Origin of the sequence: Pseudomonas kielensis (assembly GCF_014236655.1) — a bacterium.
GTDB classification, from domain to species: Bacteria; Pseudomonadota; Gammaproteobacteria; order Pseudomonadales; family Pseudomonadaceae; genus Aquipseudomonas; species Aquipseudomonas kielensis.
Map to the genome: position 1 here is coordinate 12994 of NZ_JACMYG010000028.1, position 16248 is coordinate 29241.

The 16248-nt window shown below is 61.9% G+C and carries 16 protein-coding genes; 14 read left to right on the forward strand and 2 right to left on the reverse strand.

Annotation, left to right across the window (positions count from 1 at the left end; genetic code table 11):
• The first annotated feature begins 41 nt into the window (after nt 1–41).
• From H7995_RS21825 to H7995_RS21870, 10 genes are all read left to right on the forward strand, one after another.
• Nucleotides 42–677: a MotA/TolQ/ExbB proton channel family protein gene (locus H7995_RS21825; protein WP_162530197.1), complete on the forward strand. Its 636-nt coding sequence runs from the start codon at nt 42–44 to the stop codon at nt 675–677.
• On the forward strand, nt 674–1102 hold the full coding sequence (locus H7995_RS21830) for an ExbD/TolR family protein (protein WP_166591298.1): 429 nt from the start codon (nt 674–676) through the stop codon (nt 1100–1102). The genes H7995_RS21825 and H7995_RS21830 overlap by 4 nt, the downstream gene beginning before the upstream one ends.
• The gene (gene lpxK, locus H7995_RS21835; protein WP_166591299.1) at nt 1102–2112 is read left to right on the forward strand and encodes a tetraacyldisaccharide 4'-kinase; all 1011 of its coding nucleotides are present in this window, start codon (nt 1102–1104) and stop codon (nt 2110–2112) included. The genes H7995_RS21830 and lpxK overlap by 1 nt, the downstream gene beginning before the upstream one ends.
• Nucleotides 2113–2135: 23 nt before the next feature.
• Nucleotides 2136–2321 carry a Trm112 family protein gene (locus H7995_RS21840; protein WP_095167619.1) on the forward strand — a complete coding sequence of 62 codons (186 nt, stop codon included), beginning with the start codon at nt 2136–2138 and terminating at the stop codon, nt 2319–2321.
• Nucleotides 2318–3082: a 3-deoxy-manno-octulosonate cytidylyltransferase gene (gene kdsB / locus H7995_RS21845; protein WP_185818831.1), complete on the forward strand. Its 765-nt coding sequence runs from the start codon at nt 2318–2320 to the stop codon at nt 3080–3082. The genes H7995_RS21840 and kdsB overlap by 4 nt, the downstream gene beginning before the upstream one ends.
• The gene (locus H7995_RS21850) at nt 3082–3546 is read left to right on the forward strand and encodes a low molecular weight protein-tyrosine-phosphatase (protein WP_166591301.1); all 465 of its coding nucleotides are present in this window, start codon (nt 3082–3084) and stop codon (nt 3544–3546) included. Before kdsB ends, H7995_RS21850 begins: the two co-directional genes overlap by 1 nt.
• Nucleotides 3543–4562, forward strand: a complete 1020-nt coding sequence (gene murB / locus H7995_RS21855; protein WP_166591302.1) for a UDP-N-acetylmuramate dehydrogenase — start codon at nt 3543–3545, stop codon at nt 4560–4562. Before H7995_RS21850 ends, murB begins: the two co-directional genes overlap by 4 nt.
• Before the next feature lie 238 nt (nt 4563–4800).
• A complete protein-coding gene (locus H7995_RS21860) occupies nt 4801–5271 on the forward strand; it encodes a (2Fe-2S)-binding protein (protein WP_166591303.1) in 471 nt (156 codons plus the stop codon).
• Complete coding sequence (locus tag H7995_RS21865) at nt 5268–7583, forward strand: xanthine dehydrogenase family protein molybdopterin-binding subunit (protein WP_166591304.1); 2316 nt, start codon at nt 5268–5270, stop codon at nt 7581–7583. Before H7995_RS21860 ends, H7995_RS21865 begins: the two co-directional genes overlap by 4 nt.
• Nucleotides 7583–8203 (forward strand): nucleotidyltransferase family protein, encoded by a 621-nt coding sequence (locus H7995_RS21870; RefSeq protein WP_206684699.1) that lies wholly within the window; start codon nt 7583–7585, stop codon nt 8201–8203. Before H7995_RS21865 ends, H7995_RS21870 begins: the two co-directional genes overlap by 1 nt.
• A 99-nt stretch (nt 8204–8302) precedes the next feature.
• On the opposite strand, the gene rne is transcribed toward H7995_RS21870, so the two are convergent.
• Nucleotides 8303–11500, reverse strand: a complete 3198-nt coding sequence (gene rne / locus H7995_RS21875) for a ribonuclease E (protein ID WP_166591305.1) — start codon at nt 11498–11500, stop codon at nt 8303–8305.
• 740 nt (nt 11501–12240) lie between these two features.
• On the opposite strand from rne, the gene rluC reads away from it, so the two are divergent.
• The 3 genes from rluC to sppA are packed head-to-tail and all read left to right on the forward strand — an operon-like array spanning nt 12241 to nt 14866.
• Nucleotides 12241–13203: a 23S rRNA pseudouridine(955/2504/2580) synthase RluC gene (gene rluC, locus H7995_RS21880; protein ID WP_185818832.1), complete on the forward strand. Its 963-nt coding sequence runs from the start codon at nt 12241–12243 to the stop codon at nt 13201–13203.
• Nucleotides 13190–13855: an HAD-IA family hydrolase gene (locus tag H7995_RS21885; protein WP_166591307.1), complete on the forward strand. Its 666-nt coding sequence runs from the start codon at nt 13190–13192 to the stop codon at nt 13853–13855. Before rluC ends, H7995_RS21885 begins: the two co-directional genes overlap by 14 nt.
• A 21-nt stretch (nt 13856–13876) precedes the next feature.
• Nucleotides 13877–14866: a signal peptide peptidase SppA gene (gene sppA / locus H7995_RS21890; RefSeq protein WP_185818833.1), complete on the forward strand. Its 990-nt coding sequence runs from the start codon at nt 13877–13879 to the stop codon at nt 14864–14866.
• 160 nt (nt 14867–15026) lie between these two features.
• On the opposite strand, the gene H7995_RS21895 is transcribed toward sppA, so the two are convergent.
• The gene (locus tag H7995_RS21895; RefSeq protein ID WP_166591309.1) at nt 15027–15605 is read right to left on the reverse strand and encodes a Maf family protein; all 579 of its coding nucleotides are present in this window, start codon (nt 15603–15605) and stop codon (nt 15027–15029) included.
• Between the two features lie 105 nt (nt 15606–15710).
• Here H7995_RS21895 and H7995_RS21900 point away from each other — a divergent pair, with 105 nt between their 5' ends.
• Nucleotides 15711–16238, forward strand: coding sequence for a YceD family protein (locus tag H7995_RS21900; protein ID WP_008152342.1), 528 nt, complete (start codon nt 15711–15713; stop codon nt 16236–16238).
• Nucleotides 16239–16248 lie beyond the last annotated feature (10 nt).

Consider the following 16248-nt stretch of genomic DNA (forward strand, 5'->3'; position numbering starts at 1 on the left):
TGTATGCTAAAGTGGCGCACTTTTTCGAGGGGACTGTCACTGTGTGGGAATTGGTCAAATCCGGCGGCTGGATGATGTTGCCGATCATTTTGAGTTCGATCGCTGCATTGGGCATTGTTGCCGAGCGCCTGTGGACCCTGCGGGCCAGCCGTGTGACCCCGGAGCATTTGCTCGGGCAGGTCTGGGTGTGGATCAAGGACAAGCAACTCAATAAGGAAAAACTCAAGGAACTGCGCGCCAACTCGCCGCTGGGGGAAATCCTCGCCGCGGGCCTGGCCAACTCCAAGCATGGTCGCGAGATCATGAAGGAGTGCATCGAAGAGGCTGCCGCCCGGGTCATTCATGAGCTGGAGCGCTATATCAATGCACTCGGCACCATTGCTGCCATGGCGCCATTGCTGGGGCTGCTGGGTACGGTGCTGGGCATGATCGATATCTTCAGCTCGTTCATGGGCTCGGGCATGACCACCAACGCCGCGGTGCTGGCCGGTGGTATCTCCAAAGCCTTGATCACCACCGCCGCAGGCCTGATGGTGGGGATTCCGTCGGTATTCTTCCACCGGTTCCTGCAGCGCCGCATCGATGAACTGGTGGTCGGCATGGAGCAGGAGGCGATCAAGCTGGTTGAAGTGGTGCAGGGCGACCGTGACGTTGACCTGACCGAGGGCAAAGCGTGAAATTCCGCCGCAAACCACGGGAGAATGTGGACATCAACCTGGCGTCGCTGATCGACGTGGTGTTTATCCTGCTGCTGTTTTTCGTCGTGACCACCACTTTCACCCGGGAAACCCAACTGCGGGTCGACTTGCCGGAAGCGGTCAGCGGCTCGCCGGCCGAAGACCAGCAGGCCAAGCAACTGGACGTCGCCATCAGCGCCGACGGGACGTTCTCGGTGAACAACCAGGTGCTGCCCAAGAACGACCTGGCCAGCGTGATCGATGCGCTGAAAAAAGAGTCCAATGGCGACACCAACCTGCCGCTGTCCATCAGCGCCGATGGCAAGACCCAGCACCAGGCGGTCATCACCGCCATGGACGCCGCCGGCAAGCTGGGGTTCACCCATTTGCGCATGACCACTGTTGAGGCGGCTCCGGCACCCTGATGGCCATGTCCGATCGATTGCTCACTGCGTGGTACGCCGGTCATCCGGCGCTCAAAGTCTTGTGGCCACTGGAGTGGTTGTACCGGCGCGTGGTCACGGCCAAGCGCCAGCGGTTCCTGGCGGGCGAAGGCGAGATCTACCAGCCCCCGGTGCCGCTGATCGTGGTCGGCAATATCACCGTCGGGGGTACCGGCAAGACACCATTGATTCTGTGGATGATCGAACACTGCCAGCGCGCCGGCCTGCGGGTCGGGGTGGTCAGTCGCGGCTACGGGGCGACGCCGCCCCAAATGCCCTGGCGGGTCGAGGCGCAACAGACTGCCGCAGTGGCCGGCGATGAGCCGCTGCTGATCGTCCAGCGTACCGGCGTGCCTTTGATGATCGACCCGGACCGCAGCCGTGCCGTCCAGGCGTTGCTGGCCACCGAGCCGCTGGACCTGATTCTTTCTGACGACGGCATGCAGCATTACCGCCTGGCGCGCGACCTGGAACTGGTGCTGATCGATGCGGCGCGCGGCCTGGGCAATCGTCGTTGCCTGCCGGCGGGGCCGTTGCGCGAGCCGGTGGAGCGTCTGCAAAGCGTCGATGCGGTGCTGTTCAACGGCGCCCTGGCCGATGCCGACGAGGGTTTTGCATTCCGCTTGCAACCCACAGCGCTGGTCAACCTGCTGACCGGTGAACGCCGCGGCCTCGAGTATTTCCCCGCGGGGCAGGCGTTGCACGCAGTGGCCGGGATCGGCAATCCGCAACGTTTCTTCACTACCCTTGAAACGCTACACTGGCAGCCTGTGTCACATGCGTTTGCCGACCACGCGCAATACAGCGCGGCGGCCTTGAATTTCACGCCATCGCTGCCACTGGTCATGACGGAAAAGGATGCGGTGAAATGCCGAGCCTTTGCTGCTGCCGACTGGTGGTACCTGGCGGTCGATGCTGCGCCTTCACCGGCTTTCGTGGCCTGGTTCGATACGCAGTTGATGCGGCTGTTGCCCGCACGTCTTTTGCCTTAAAACGCTTTTTCCAGGGAGTTTTCATGGACACCAAATTGCTCGACATCCTCGCCTGCCCGATCTGCAAAGGTCCGCTCAAGCTCAGCGCCGACAAGACCGAACTGATCAGCAAGGGTGCTGGCCTGGCATTTCCGATTCGTGATGGCATTCCGGTCATGCTGGAAACCGAAGCCCGTACCCTGACCACCGAAGAGCGCCTGGACAAATGAGTCACGCGTTCACGGTGGTGATTCCGGCGCGATTTGCCTCCACGCGCCTGCCAGGCAAGCCCCTGCAGATGATTGCCGGCAAGCCGATGGTCCAGCATGTCTGGGAACAGGCGCGCAAAAGTGCCGCCCAGCGAGTGGTGATCGCCACTGACGACGCGCGCATTGTCGAGGCCTGCCAGGCCTTTGGGGGTGAAGTGGTGATGACCCGGGTCGACCACAACTCCGGCACTGACCGCCTGGCCGAGGTCGCCAGCCAACTGGGTCTGGCGCCAGATGCCATTGTGGTCAATGTCCAGGGCGACGAGCCATTGATTCCGCCGAGCGTGATCGACCAGGTCGCCGCCAACCTGGCAGCCCATGCCGAAGCGGGCATGGCGACCCTGGCCGAACCGATCGAAGACCTTGAAACCCTGTTCAACACCAATGTGGTCAAGGTCGTCAGCGACCTCAATGGCCTGGCGTTGACCTTCAGCCGGGCGACCCTGCCGTGGGCGCGCGACCAGTTCGCCAAGAACCAGACGCAAATGCCCGAGGGTGTGCCGTACCGCCGTCATATCGGGATCTACGCCTACCGTGCCGGCTTCCTGCATGACTTCGTCAGCTGGGGCCCCTGCTGGCTGGAAGACACCGAGTGCCTGGAGCAACTGCGCGCACTCTGGCATGGCGTGCGAATCCATGTCGCCGATGCCCTCATTGCCCCGCCAGCGGGGGTCGACACCCTTGAAGACCTCGAGCGCGTCCGTCGCCTGCTGGAGGCCTGATGCGGGTTCTGTTTGTCTGCCTGGGCAATATCTGCCGTTCGCCGACGGCCGAGGGCGTACTGCGGCATAAATTACGTACCGCCGGATTGACCGGGCAGGTCGACGTGGCTTCTGCCGGCACCGGCGACTGGCATGTCGGCAATCCGCCGGACAAGCGCAGCCAGGCCGCGGCGTTGCGCCGTGGCTACGACCTGTCGGCGCAGCGGGCGCAACAGGTGACGCGGGCCGACTTCTCCAGCTACGACCTGATCCTGGCCATGGACCAGAGCAACCTGCGCAACCTCAAGGCCCTGCAGCCGGCCCAGGGCAAGGCCGAGCTGGACCTGTTCCTGCGTCGTTATCAGTCGAGTGTCGATGACGTGCCGGATCCTTATTACGACGGTGAGCATGGCTTCGAACAGGTACTGGACCTGATCGAGCAGGCCTGCGATTTGCTGGTGATTGAATTGAAGGGACGCTTATGACTTTGCACCTGCAGTCGCAGGTTTCGCTCAAACCATTCAACAGCTTTGGCGTGGACGTGCGTGCGCAACTGTTCGCCGAGGCCCGTAGCGATGCCGACGTTCGCCAGGCGCTGGCGTATGCCGACGAGCACGGGCTGCCATTGTTGGTGATTGGGGCGGGCAGCAATCTGCTGCTGACGGCGGATATCCAGGCGCTGGTGCTGCGCATGGCCACTCGCGGTATTCGCCAGTTGAGCGACGACGGCACGCGGGTGGTGATCGAGGCCGAGGCCGGCGAAGCCTGGCACCCCTTTGTACAGTGGACGCTGGCGCAGGGCTTGTCGGGCCTTGAAAACCTCAGCCTGATTCCCGGTACGGTAGGGGCGGCGCCGATGCAGAACATCGGGGCCTATGGGGTGGAGATCAAGGACGTGTTCGCCGGGTTGACGGCCCTCGATCGCCAGACCGGCGAGCTGCGGGATTTCACCCTGGCCGAATGCAACTTCGCTTACCGCGACAGCCTGTTCAAACAACAGGTTGGCCGCTGGTTGATCCTGCGGGTGCGGTTTGCCCTGGACCGGGTCGAGCATTTGCACCTGGAGTACGGCCCGGTGCGCCAGCGCCTGACCGAGCAGGGCATCGAGCAGCCAAGCGCCAGTGATGTCAGTCAGGCGATTTGCAGCATTCGCAGTGAGAAGTTGCCTGACCCGGCGGTGCTCGGCAACGCCGGCAGCTTTTTCAAGAATCCGGTGGTCGGCGCCCAGCTCGCTGCACACATCCGCCTCGCGCACCCGGGCCTGGTCGGTTATCCGCAAGCTGATGGCCAGGTCAAGCTGGCGGCTGGCTGGTTGATCGAGCAAGCGGGCTGGAAAGGTTTTCGTGAAGGCGACGCCGGGGTGCACCGCTTGCAATCGCTGGTGCTGGTCAACTACGGCGGCGCCACCGGGCTTGAACTGCTCGAACTGGCGCAGCGGATCCAGAAAGACATACTCGAGCGTTTTAATGTCGAGCTGGAAATGGAACCGAATCGCTATTGAGCTACGCTTGAACGCTGAACCCAGAGCCCTGCACGCCCTAATGGTTGCAGGGCTTTTTTGTTAATGATCAGTTAACGTGATCTTCTGACGATGTTTTCCTTTGCTCCAACAAAGGCCCGGTGAAGACCCATCTTCACAAGAGAGCCCATCAGCCTGAGTCGATCTGCGTGTTCCGAACCCTCGCTACAGCGCGGCAGATAACTCGACCCCATAACCTCATGCATATGCGGGCGTGCCCATGATTACCCTGAAGCTCAATGGTCAAGACCATCAACTGGATGTCACCGAGGACATGCCGCTGCTCTGGGCGATCCGCGACGTTGCCGGTTACCGCGGCACCAAGTTTGGCTGCGGTATGGGCCTGTGTGGTGCATGCACTATCCATATCGACGGTGCCCCGGCACGCAGTTGCATCACCCCGATCGGCTCGGTGGTCGGCCAGGCTGTCAGCACTATCGACAATCTGCACCGCGATCCGCTCGGTCAACTGGTCCAGCAAGCCTGGCTCGATACCGCCGTCGCGCAGTGCGGGTTCTGCCAGGGTGGCCAGATCATGTCGGCCACGGCATTGCTCAAGACCCATCCCAATCCCAGCGATGAGCAGATCGAGACTGCGATGGTCGGCAATATCTGCCGCTGCGGTACCTATAACCGGATCAAGACCGCGATCCGCCAGGTGGCGACCCATCTGCAGGAGGCCAAGGCATGAGCCGCTTACCAATGGATTTTGTCCTGAGTAACCTCAGCCGACGCGGCTTCCTCAAGGGCGTAGGGGCCACGGGAGCGCTGGTGCTGGCGGCCAGTTGGGGCTGGCAGGACGCGTTCGCCGAGGACAAGAAGTTCGGTGCCGACGGCATGCCCAACGGCTGGGTCGATGACCCCAAGGTGTACGTCAGCATCGCCGCCGATGGCACCGTGACGGTGCTGTGCAACCGCTCGGAAATGGGCCAGGGCGTGCGCACCAGCCTGAGCATGGTGGTGGCCGATGAGCTGGACGCCGACTGGGCCATGGTCAAGGTTCGCCAGGCGCCGGGCGATGAAGTGCGTTTCGGTAACCAGGACACCGACGGCTCGCGCAGCATGCGCCACTGGTATGAGCCGATGCGCCGGTGTGGGGCCGCGGCGCGGAGCATGCTGGAACTGGCGGCGGCCAATCAGTGGCAAGTGCCGGTCGGCGAATGCCGGGCGCAATTGCACACCGTCCTGCACCAGCCCAGTGGGCGTCAGTTGGGTTATGGCGCGCTGGCCGAGGCGGCCGCTGCCTTGCCGGTGCCGGCGCGAGAAAGCCTGCGGCTCAAGCAGCCTTCGCAGTTTCGTTATATCGGCAAGGAGTCGGTGCGTGCCATCGATGGCGAAGACATTGTCACTGGGCGGGCGGTCTATGGTGCCGATGTGCACTTCGAAGGCATGCTCTTTGCCACCGTGGCGCGGCCGGCGGTGTATGGCGGCACGGTCAAGTCCTTTGATGCCAGTGCGGCGCTGAAGGTGCCGGGGGTGGTCAAGGTGATGCAGATCGACAGCCGGCCGATTCCCTCCGAGTTCCAGCCGTTGGGCGGTGTGGCGGTGATTGCGAGCACTACCTGGGCGGCGATCAAGGGGCGCGAGGCACTGAAGATTGTCTGGGACGACGGCGCCAATGCCGGTTATGACTCGATCGCCTACCGCAAGGTGCTGGAAGCTGCGGCGCTCAAGCCGGGCAAGGTGGTGCGCAGCACCGGTAATATCGACGAGGCGCTGAACAGTGCCGACAGCAGCCTGGAGGCGACCTATTACTTGCCTCACCTGGCGCAGTCGCCGATGGAACCGATGGTTGCCGTCGCACGCTTCCAGGACGGTCAGTGCGAGGCTTGGGCGCCGAGCCAGGCCCCTCAGGTCACCCGTGAGCGTATCGCCGAACGCCTGGGCATACCTTTCGACAAGGTCAGGGTGAACGTCACCTTGCTCGGTGGTGGTTTCGGGCGCAAGTCCAAGCCGGACTTCATCCTTGAGGCGGCTATCCTGGCCCAGGCGCTCCCTGGCAAGGCAGTGCGGGTGCAGTGGACCCGTGAAGACGATATCCACAACTCCTACTTTCACACGGTTTCGGCCGAATACCTCAAGGCCAGTCTCAACCAGGACGGCATGCCCTCCGGTTGGCTGCACCGCACCGTAGCGCCAAGCATCACCGCGTTGTTCGCGCCGGGGATGAATCATGAAGCCGCTTTTGAGCTGGGCATGGGCTTTACCAACATGGCCTATGCGATTCCCAATGTGCGCCTGGAAAACCCTGAAGCCGCTGCCCATACCCGGGTCGGCTGGTATCGCTCGGTGTCGAACATTCCCCATGGCTTCGCCATCCAGAGTTTTGTCGACGAGCTGGCGCACAAGGCCGGCCAGGATCCGCTCAAGTACCAGATCAAGCTATTGGGGCCCGATCGGCAGATCGATCCACGGACCTTGAGCGAGGAGTGGAACTACGGCGAATCCCCGGAACGTTACCCGATCGACACCGCGCGTTTGCGTGCTGTGCTGGAAACCGCCGCCCAGGCCGCCGGCTGGGGGCGCGAGTTGCCCCGGGGGCGTGGCCTGGGGCTGGCGGTGCACTACAGCTTCGTCACCTATGTGGCGGCAGTCATCGAAGTGGAGGTCAGCGGCGACGGCACGTTGCTGGTGCACAAGGCGGATATCGCCGTCGATTGTGGTCCGCAGATCAACCCCGAGCGTATTCGCTCGCAGTTCGAGGGGGCTTGCGTGATGGGCCTGGGCAACGCCGTGCTGGGGGAGATCAGCTTCAAGGACGGTAAGGTCCAGCAGGACAACTTCCATATGTACGAGGTGGCGCGCATGTCCCTGGCGCCAAAGGTACTGGCGGTGCATCTGGTCACGCCCCCCGGCAATGTGCCGCTGGGCGGGGTTGGTGAGCCGGGCGTGCCTCCGATTGCACCGGCCTTGTGCAATGCGATCTTTGCCGCGACCGGCAAGCGCATCCGCAGTTTGCCTGTGCGTTATCAGTTGCAAGGCTGGCAGCAGGAAAAGGCGTGATGAGGCGCGTGCAGTGCAATGTCGGCGCGATCATTCTCGCGGCAGGGCAGGGCAGTCGTTATCGGCAAGTGGCCGGCGCCGACCAGGACAAGCTGCTGGCGCGGTGTAAGGGTCGCGACGGTGTTGTCCGGCCGGTGCTCGAACACAGCCTGCGCAATTTGCCGGACAGCGTCCAACCGCGCTGGCTGGTGACCACGCCGGACCGCCCCGAGGTTGCCCGACTGGCCCGTGCCTACGGCTGCGAAGTGCTGTGGCTGGCCTCCGCGGGGATGGGCGACAGCATTGCTGCGGCAGTGTCGGCCTGCCCGGGACTGGGCGGCTGGCTGGTGGTGCTGGGGGACATGCCGTTTATCTTGCCGGCGAGTATCGATGAGGTCGTGGCACAGGTGACGGCCGATGCCATCAGTGTGCCGGTGCGGGCCAGCGAGTTCGGCCACCCTGTGGGGTTTGGCGCGTCGTTTGGCCCGGCGCTGATGGCGTTGTCCGGAGACCGTGGGGCCAAGCCGTTGTTTGCCAAGGCCAGGGTGGTCGAGGTGGTGGTGGACGATGGGGGCGTTTTGTGGGATGTGGATGTGCCACAGGCGCTGGTCTTTGATCAGTCCGCCGGGGGATACCTGTAGGCGTTTGCGGTTTGCTCGCGATGGGTGCGAGGGTGCAACCCGAATATAAAAAAAGCCCCACCTGATTGCTCAGGCGGGGCTTTTTAGTGGCCGATGGAATCAGGCGAGGGGTTTAGGCTCGTGCTCTTTTTCCAGGGCCTCAGGGTGTTGCTCTACCACTTCTTCGACGGAACGCAGGTTTTCGTCGATGGCAGGGGCAGCAGGCTCGGCAGCGACTTCAGCGACCGGTGCAGCAGCGGCAGCCAGTTCGGCTTCCTTCTGCAGGCGCTCGGCTTCACGCTTGCGGCGACGCACTTCACGTGGGTCGTTCGGTGCGCGACCGTTTTCGGTCAGGACCACGGCTGGTGCAGCTTCGACAACGGGTGCAGTTTCGACAACCGGGGCAGCCGCTTCGGCCACGACTGGCGCTTCAACTGGCGCTGGCTCGGCAACCACAGGGGCAACCGGTGCCACAACCTCGGTGACTACGGCTTCAACCACGGCTGGCTCGGCTACCCAGTTGAAGGCGGTCTGCTCTTCGCGGGCTTCAGGTGCCTGTTCGGCTACCGGCGCTTCGACAGCAGGTGCTTCAACCACCACAGGGGCTTCGACTACCGCTTCTACAGCGACAGGTGTGTGCACCACGGCTTCGGCTTCAGCCACTACTTGCGGTTGTGCTTCAACAACCTGGGCTTCAACCACGGGCGCCACTTCTACAGCAGGAGCGGCTGGCGCTTCGACTGGGGTGGTGGCTTCCACGGCGGGTGCTTCAACCTCAGCGGTTGGCTGAGCAACGTCTTCAGTCACGGCGGCGGTAGCGCGCTCAGCTTGCTGATGAGCCTCGGCTTCGGCTGGAGCACTGATCACGCTGCTGGCAACCGCTGCGGTCACGGCCAGGCCGGCAGCCAGTTCAGCGCCCGTAGGCTCTTCGTTGCCTTCGGACTCTTCCGAGCCTTCGATCACGTTGCCGTTGGCATCACGTTGACGCTCACGACGGTTGCTGCGGCGACGCTGGCCACGGGAGCGGCGACGTGGACGATCGCCTTCGGCGTTGTCCTGGCCATCTTCCGACAGTTGCTCTTCGCTGGTTACCAGTTCTTCTTCGGCAACCGGGGCAGCAGCCTGTTCGGCACGTGGTTGACGCTCTTCACGCGGCGGACGCGGTGCACGCTCTTCGCGTGGCTGACGAGCTGGGCGCTCTTCAGCGACGGCGGTAGCAGCAACAGCGGCAGTAGCAGCGGCGGGGGCGGCATCCAGAGGCTCACGCAGTTCACGTACCGGACGGTCTTCACGATCGCCACGTGGCTTGCGCTCTTCACGGGGTGGGCGTGGAGCACGCTCTTCACGTGGGGCGCGAGGTGCGCGCTCTTCGCGAGCAACGGTCGGGGTCTCTTCACGGGCTTCGCGTGGTTGGCGCTCTTCGCGCGGCTCGCGTGGAGCGCGTTCTTCACGCGGTGCACGTTCTTCGCGTGGCTTGCGTTCTTCATCGCGGCGACCGTTACGGTTGCGGCTCTGCTGACGGCCGTTGCGACGCTCTTCATTGCGGGCTGGACGCTCGGCGGCAGGTTTTTCAACCACTACCGGAGCGGCTGGCTCTTCCTTGGTGGCGAACAGGCTGACCAGCGACTTCACCAGGCCCTTGAACAGGCTTGGCTCTGGCACGGCAGCCGGAGCCGCTACCGGAGCCGCTGCGACTTCAACCGGCACCGGTGCGTTGGCACGGGCTGGGGCAGTCTTCACCGCGGCTTCCTGGCGAACCAGGGTGCGGGTGGCGGCGGCCGGTTGCACTTCTTCCACTTCAGCCGCGGCAGCTGCGATTTCGTAGCTGGACTGGTTGGTGTGGGCTTCCGGGCTGTCATCGCGCAGGCGCTGCACTTCGAAGTGCGGAGTCTCGAGGTGATCGTTCGGCAGGATGACGATGCGGGCGCGGGTGCGCAGTTCGATCTTGGTGATCGAGTTGCGTTTTTCGTTGAGCAGGAACGCTGCCACCGGGATCGGCACCTGGGCGCGAACTTCGGCAGTGCGGTCTTTCAGGGCTTCTTCTTCGATCAGGCGCAGGATCGCCAGCGACAGCGATTCAACGTCACGGATGATGCCGGTGCCGTTGCAACGCGGGCAGACGATGCCGCTGCTTTCGCCGAGCGATGGACGCAGGCGCTGACGGGACATTTCCAGCAGGCCGAAGCGCGAGATGCGACCGACTTGCACGCGAGCGCGGTCGGCTTCCAGGCATTCGCGGACTTTTTCTTCCACGGCGCGCTGGTTCTTGGCAGGGGTCATGTCGATGAAGTCGATGACGATCAGGCCGCCGATGTCGCGCAGGCGCAACTGACGGGCGATTTCTTCGGCGGCTTCAAGGTTGGTCTGCAGGGCGGTTTCTTCGATGTCGCTGCCTTTGGTGGCGCGCGCCGAGTTGATGTCGATGGACACCAGGGCTTCGGTTGGATCGATGACGATGGAGCCGCCGGAAGGCAGTTCAACGACGCGCTGGAAAGCGGTCTCGATCTGGCTTTCGATCTGGAAACGGTTGAACAGCGGCACGCTGTCTTCGTACAGCTTGATCTTGCTGGCGTACTGCGGCATCACCTGGCGGATGAAGGTCAGGGCTTCGTCCTGGGCTTCAACGCTGTCGATCAGCACTTCGCCGATGTCCTGGCGCAGGTAGTCGCGGATCGCGCGGATGATCACGTTGCTTTCCTGGTAGATCAGGAATGGCGCGGAGCGATCCAGCGAGGCTTCTTTGATGGCGGTCCACAGTTGCAGCAGGTAGTCGAGGTCCCACTGCATTTCTTCGCTGCTGCGGCCAAGGCCGGCAGTGCGCACGATCAGACCCATGTCAGCCGGGGCAACCAGGCCGTTCAGGGCTTCACGCAGTTCGTTGCGCTCTTCACCCTCGATGCGACGGGAGATACCGCCAGCACGTGGGTTGTTTGGCATCAGCACCAGGTAACGACCGGCCAGGCTGATGAAGGTGGTCAGGGCGGCGCCCTTGTTGCCACGTTCTTCTTTTTCGACCTGAACGATGACTTCCTGGCCTTCGCTCAGGACGTCCTTGATGTTGACGCGACCTTCAGGAGCTTTCTTGAAGTATTCGCGGGAGATTTCTTTGAGGGGCAGGAAGCCGTGGCGCTCAGAGCCGAAATCGACAAAGGCAGCCTCAAGGCTTGGTTCGATGCGAGTAATCCGGCCTTTATAGATGTTGGCCTTCTTCTGCTCGCGTGCACCGGATTCGATGTCCAGGTCGTAGAGGCGCTGGCCATCTACCAGTGCAACACGCAACTCTTCGGGTTGAGTTGCGTTAATCAGCATTCTTTTCATGTAGTACCGTCGGTTTCCGGGCTGCCGGAAACGGCGTTCGGCACACACGACTTCTCACGGTCGGTGTCAGGTGCGTCAGGAGTGGTTGGCCATTCCCGTGTCCAGCGAAGTCCGGCCAATGTGGGCCTTCATCGCGACGTACGCGTCCTGCTTGCTGTGGCTACTTAAGCACTCAGTCAGGAGGAGGAATCAACCGGCGACTGTGGACGAGATGAAGCGTCTAAATATAAGCCTAGTGCTACACGGTCCGACGGTTGTGCATCTCCACCCTACACGTATCCCTGATAATTCGGGTGCTGCCGCGCGCAGAATCCGCAGCGGGTTGGCATTTACCGTGTTCTCCAATGGGGAGTCCACGCTCATGGCTACACAAGACTGGGTGAAAGCTGTTTGGCTGGCTCCCAGCTTGTAACAGGCGTTGTTTCCGAAACTCTCGACCCAGGTGTGATTCGGGACTGACTGCACTTTGTGAACTGGCCGTAAATATCGGCGCAACAGACGAGTGGTACTCTGTTTGTTGCACTCGCTTCAGGCCTCATGTCACCTGCGCTTGTTACAATCACGAACCTTCCAGAAGATGCGAAAGCCCCGTAGGACGGCCTCGCGTCCTGATGAATTGCGTTGGTCAGGGCCGGCAACTTGCCGTTTGTCCTCTGTCCAGCCGCTTTTGGCGGCGTTCGCGACTATAGCAGCAATGATTAAGTGCTTCAATTCCATAAAAAATTGTTATCATTCGCGACATGACGACGACTACCCCCCCGACCCCAGCCGTACAACTGCTGGAGGTCTCGCCGGAATATGCCGGCCAACGAATTGACAACTTCCTTCTTGCTCGGCTCAAAGGCGTGCCCAAGACCTTGATTTACCGCATTTTGCGTAAAGGCGAAGTGCGAGTGAACAAAGGTCGGATCAAGCCCGAGTACAAACTGCAGGCGGGCGACATCGTGCGCGTGCCGCCGGTGCGTGTGCCGGAGCGTGACGAGCCGGTGCCCCTGGCCCAGGGGTTGTTGCAACGCCTGGAAGCCTCGATAGTCTTTGAAGACAAGGCGCTGATCGTGATCAACAAGCCGTGCGGCATTGCCGTTCACGGTGGCAGCGGCTTGACCTTCGGGGTGATTGAGGCTTTTCGTCAGTTGCGTCCCGATTGCAAGGAGCTGGAACTGGTTCACCGTCTCGACCGTGACACCTCCGGCCTGCTGATGATTGCCAAGAAGCGCAGCATGCTGCGTCACTTGCACACGGCATTGCGCGGCGATGGCGTGGACAAGCGCTACATGGCGCTGGTACGCGGCAACTGGGCGAGTTCGATCAAGCAAGTCCGGGCTCCGCTCGGCAAGAGCAATCTGCGCTCCGGCGAGCGCATGGTCGAGGTCGACGAGGAGGAGGGCAAGGAGTCCGTGACCGTGTTCAAGGTCCTGCTTCGCTTTGGCGACTTTGCCACCTTGATCGAAGCCAAGCCGATTACCGGTCGGACTCACCAGATCCGTGTCCATACCTTGCACGCCGGGCACTGCATTGCTGGCGATACCAAGTACGGCGAGGAGGGGTTCTCCAAGGAGATTCGCGATCTGGGTGGCAAGCGATTGTTCCTCCATGCCTACATGCTGACTGTGCCGCTGCCGGACGGCAGTGAGTTGAAGTTGCAGGCGCCAGTGGATGAAATGTGGGCCAAGACCGTGGAGCGCCTGAGTGCACCCCTCTGATTGCAAGCTACTGATTTTCGATTGGGATGGGACGCTGGCCGATTCCATTGGCCGGATCGTCGAGGCGATGCATGTCGCGTCCGAGCGCTCAGGTTTTGCGCTGTGCAGCGATCTGGCAGTCAAAGGCATTATCGGGCTGGGTCTGCCAGAGGCGATTCGCACCTTGTACCCGCAGATCGGTGATGCAGAGTTGGTGGCGTTTCGTCAGCATTATGCCGATCACTACATCGCGTTGGAGGCCGAGCCTTCGCCGTTGTTCGAGGGTGTGCTCGAGTCGCTTGAGGCATTTCGTGACGAGGGTTATCAGTTGGCCGTGGCCACCGGCAAGGCGCGTCGCGGCCTGGATCGGGTGCTGAAGTCCCATGGCTGGGAAGATTATTTTGATATCACCCGCGCCGCCGACGAAACCGCCAGTAAGCCGCACCCCTTGATGCTCGAGCAGATCCTGGCGCATTGCGCGGTCAGGCCTGAGCAGGCGCTGATGGTGGGGGATTCCTCGTTTGATCTGCAGATGGCTCGCAATGCCGGGATGGCGTCTGTCGCCGTCAGCTATGGCGCCCAATCCATAGAGGCGCTGCGCGCGTACGAGCCGTGCCTGGCTATTGATCATTTTTCGCAATTGCGTGCCTGGCTGGGTCAGCGGGCCAATTAAGTTCGGGTTGGGGTAGATGCAATGACTGACGAATGGAAGGCGCCTGTCAAAGCCAGTGCTGCAGATGGCGAAGACAAGAGCTGGAAACTGCTGGAAAAAACCCTGCTGGCCGGTGTGCAGGAGCAGCGGCGCTCGCGGCGTTGGGGGATTTTCTTCAAGCTGCTGACCTTTGTGTACCTGTTTGTCGCGCTGATCCTGTTCACGCCGCTGATGGATATTGAAAAGAGCGCGACGCGTGGTCCGGGCTACACCGCGTTGATCGAGATCACCGGGATGATTGCCGACAAGGAGCCGGCCAGCGCCGACAATATCGTTGGCAGTCTGCGTGCGGCGTTCGAGGATACCAAGGTCAAGGGTATCGTGCTGCGGATCAACAGTCCGGGCGGCAGTCCGGTGCAGTCCGGTTACGTCTATGACGAGATCGTGCGGTTGCGCGCCTTGCACCCGCAGATCAAGGTTTATGCGGTAATTTCCGATCTGGGTGCCTCGGGTGCCTACTATATTGCCAGTGCCGCGGACCAGATCTATGCCGACAAGGCCAGTCTGGTGGGCTCCATCGGTGTCACAGCGGCCGGCTATGGCTTTGTTGGCACCATGGAGAAGCTGGGTGTCGAGCGGCGTACCTACACCTCGGGTGAGCACAAATCGTTCCTCGATCCGTTCCAGCCACAAAAACCGGAAGAAACCCAATTCTGGCAGAGCGTGCTGGACACCACTCATCAGCAGTTCATTGCCAGTGTGAAGAAGGGGCGTGGTGACCGGCTGAAGGACAAGGAGCATCCGGAGCTGTTCTCCGGGCTGGTCTGGTCTGGCGAGCAGGCTTTGCCGCTGGGCTTGATCGATGGCCTGGGCAGTGCCAGTTCGGTGGCGCGGGACGTGATCGGCGAGAAGGAGTTGGTGGACTTCACCATCCAGGAATCGCCGTTCGATCGCTTCTCGAAAAAACTTGGCGCCAGTGTGGCTGAGCAATTGGCCATGTGGATGGGCTTTCACGGCCCGGCCTTGCGCTGATTACTGCACGACATGAAAAACCGGCCTGCGTGGCCGGTTTTTTTATGGTCTGTAGCCGCTGGCGCAGCCTGTGTTGGGTGGCGTAGTGACCCTGTGCACATTGTCGGGCCGAGCGAACGTCCTGCGGTCGTTGGTGTTGTCTCGCGCGGCTCGGCAGTGGCTACGGGATCTGGATGCCTTCGGCCAATAGCATGTCCACCAGGCGAATGAGCGGCAGGCCGACCAGGCTGGTGGCGTCCGGGCCTTCGGTGCGCTGGAACAGGCTCACCCCCAGTCCTTCGGCCTTGAAGCTGCCAGCGCAGTCGTAGGGCTGCTCGGCGCGCAGGTAGTGCTCCACGCGCGCGGGGTCGAGTGTGCGCATATGGACGGTGAAGGGGATGCAGTCGAGCTGGCAGTGGCCGCTCTGGCTGTTGAGCAGGGCCAGGCCGGTGAGGAAGGTCACGCTGGCACCGCTGGCGGCCAGCAGCTGTTCGCGAGCCTTGTCGAAGGTGTGGGGCTTGCCGATGATCTTGCCGTCGAGTACCGCGACCTGGTCCGAGCCGATGATCAGATGCCCCGGATGGCTGGCAGCCAGTGCCTGGGCCTTGGCCTGTGCCAGGCGTCTGACCAGCTCGATGGCGGACTCGCCTGCCAATGGGCTTTCGTCGATATCCGGGGAGCTGCAGGTAAAAGGCAGCTGCAAGCGAGCCAGTAATTCACGGCGATAAACCGAGCTTGAAGCGAGTAATAAAGGCAGCATAGGGCTCTCCAGAAGTCAGTCGCAAATTCTAGCGGGGGCTGCAAGTGACGGACAGGACTGAATTTCCTTTGACAAGGGCGGGTGCATCCCTATAATGCTGCGCCTATGTTGAATGACCCGATTCCACCTCACGTTGACCCGCGCAAATTGGCTGATCGTGGCACCACCCTCCAAGGTGAAATGCTGCTGGCCGATTTGGAGAGACTCTGCGACCCGCTTTCCGACACTGTCGGTACGGTGCAGGCTAAATTCGTTTTTGAACGAGATGAACGTAAATCTGTGGTGATCCACAGTTTTATCGACACCGAGGTCAAAATGGTTTGCCAGCGTTGTCTTGAGCTGGTCACCCTGCCGATTCACAGCGAATGCAGTTATGCTGTGGTAAAGGAGGGTGCGAATACCCAGTCGTTGCCGAAAGGTTATGACGTGCTGGAACTGGGCGAAGATCCTTTGGATCTGCAGTCACTGATCGAGGAGGAGCTTTTGCTCGCCTTGCCCATTGTGCCTGCTCATCATCCGGAAGAATGCCAGCAGCCGGCGGGTCTCGATGAGCCCGAACCGAGCGAGGACGAGGTAACGCGGTCCAACCCGTTCAGTGTATTGGCGCAGTTAAAGCGTGACCCAAACGTTTAGGAGTTAATCA

What these genes read in the sequence shown, in the direction of transcription:
- lpxK (WP_166591299.1), top strand. Translation starts at nt 1,102, where the DNA reads ATGGCCATGTCCGATCGATTGCTCACTGCGTGGTACGCCGGTCATCCG.
- H7995_RS21840 (WP_095167619.1), top strand. Translation starts at nt 2,136, where the DNA reads ATGGACACCAAATTGCTCGACATCCTCGCCTGCCCGATCTGCAAAGGT.
- kdsB (WP_185818831.1), top strand. Translation starts at nt 2,318, where the DNA reads ATGAGTCACGCGTTCACGGTGGTGATTCCGGCGCGATTTGCCTCCACG.
- H7995_RS21850 (WP_166591301.1), top strand. Translation starts at nt 3,082, where the DNA reads ATGCGGGTTCTGTTTGTCTGCCTGGGCAATATCTGCCGTTCGCCGACG.
- murB (WP_166591302.1), top strand. Translation starts at nt 3,543, where the DNA reads ATGACTTTGCACCTGCAGTCGCAGGTTTCGCTCAAACCATTCAACAGC.
- H7995_RS21860 (WP_166591303.1), top strand. Translation starts at nt 4,801, where the DNA reads ATGATTACCCTGAAGCTCAATGGTCAAGACCATCAACTGGATGTCACC.
- H7995_RS21865 (WP_166591304.1), top strand. Translation starts at nt 5,268, where the DNA reads ATGAGCCGCTTACCAATGGATTTTGTCCTGAGTAACCTCAGCCGACGC.
- H7995_RS21870 (WP_206684699.1), top strand. Translation starts at nt 7,583, where the DNA reads ATGAGGCGCGTGCAGTGCAATGTCGGCGCGATCATTCTCGCGGCAGGG.
- rne (WP_166591305.1), bottom strand. Translation starts at nt 11,500, where the DNA reads ATGAAAAGAATGCTGATTAACGCAACTCAACCCGAAGAGTTGCGTGTT.
- rluC (WP_185818832.1), top strand. Translation starts at nt 12,241, where the DNA reads ATGACGACGACTACCCCCCCGACCCCAGCCGTACAACTGCTGGAGGTC.
- sppA (WP_185818833.1), top strand. Translation starts at nt 13,877, where the DNA reads ATGACTGACGAATGGAAGGCGCCTGTCAAAGCCAGTGCTGCAGATGGC.
- H7995_RS21895 (WP_166591309.1), bottom strand. Translation starts at nt 15,605, where the DNA reads ATGCTGCCTTTATTACTCGCTTCAAGCTCGGTTTATCGCCGTGAATTA.
- H7995_RS21900 (WP_008152342.1), top strand. Translation starts at nt 15,711, where the DNA reads ATGTTGAATGACCCGATTCCACCTCACGTTGACCCGCGCAAATTGGCT.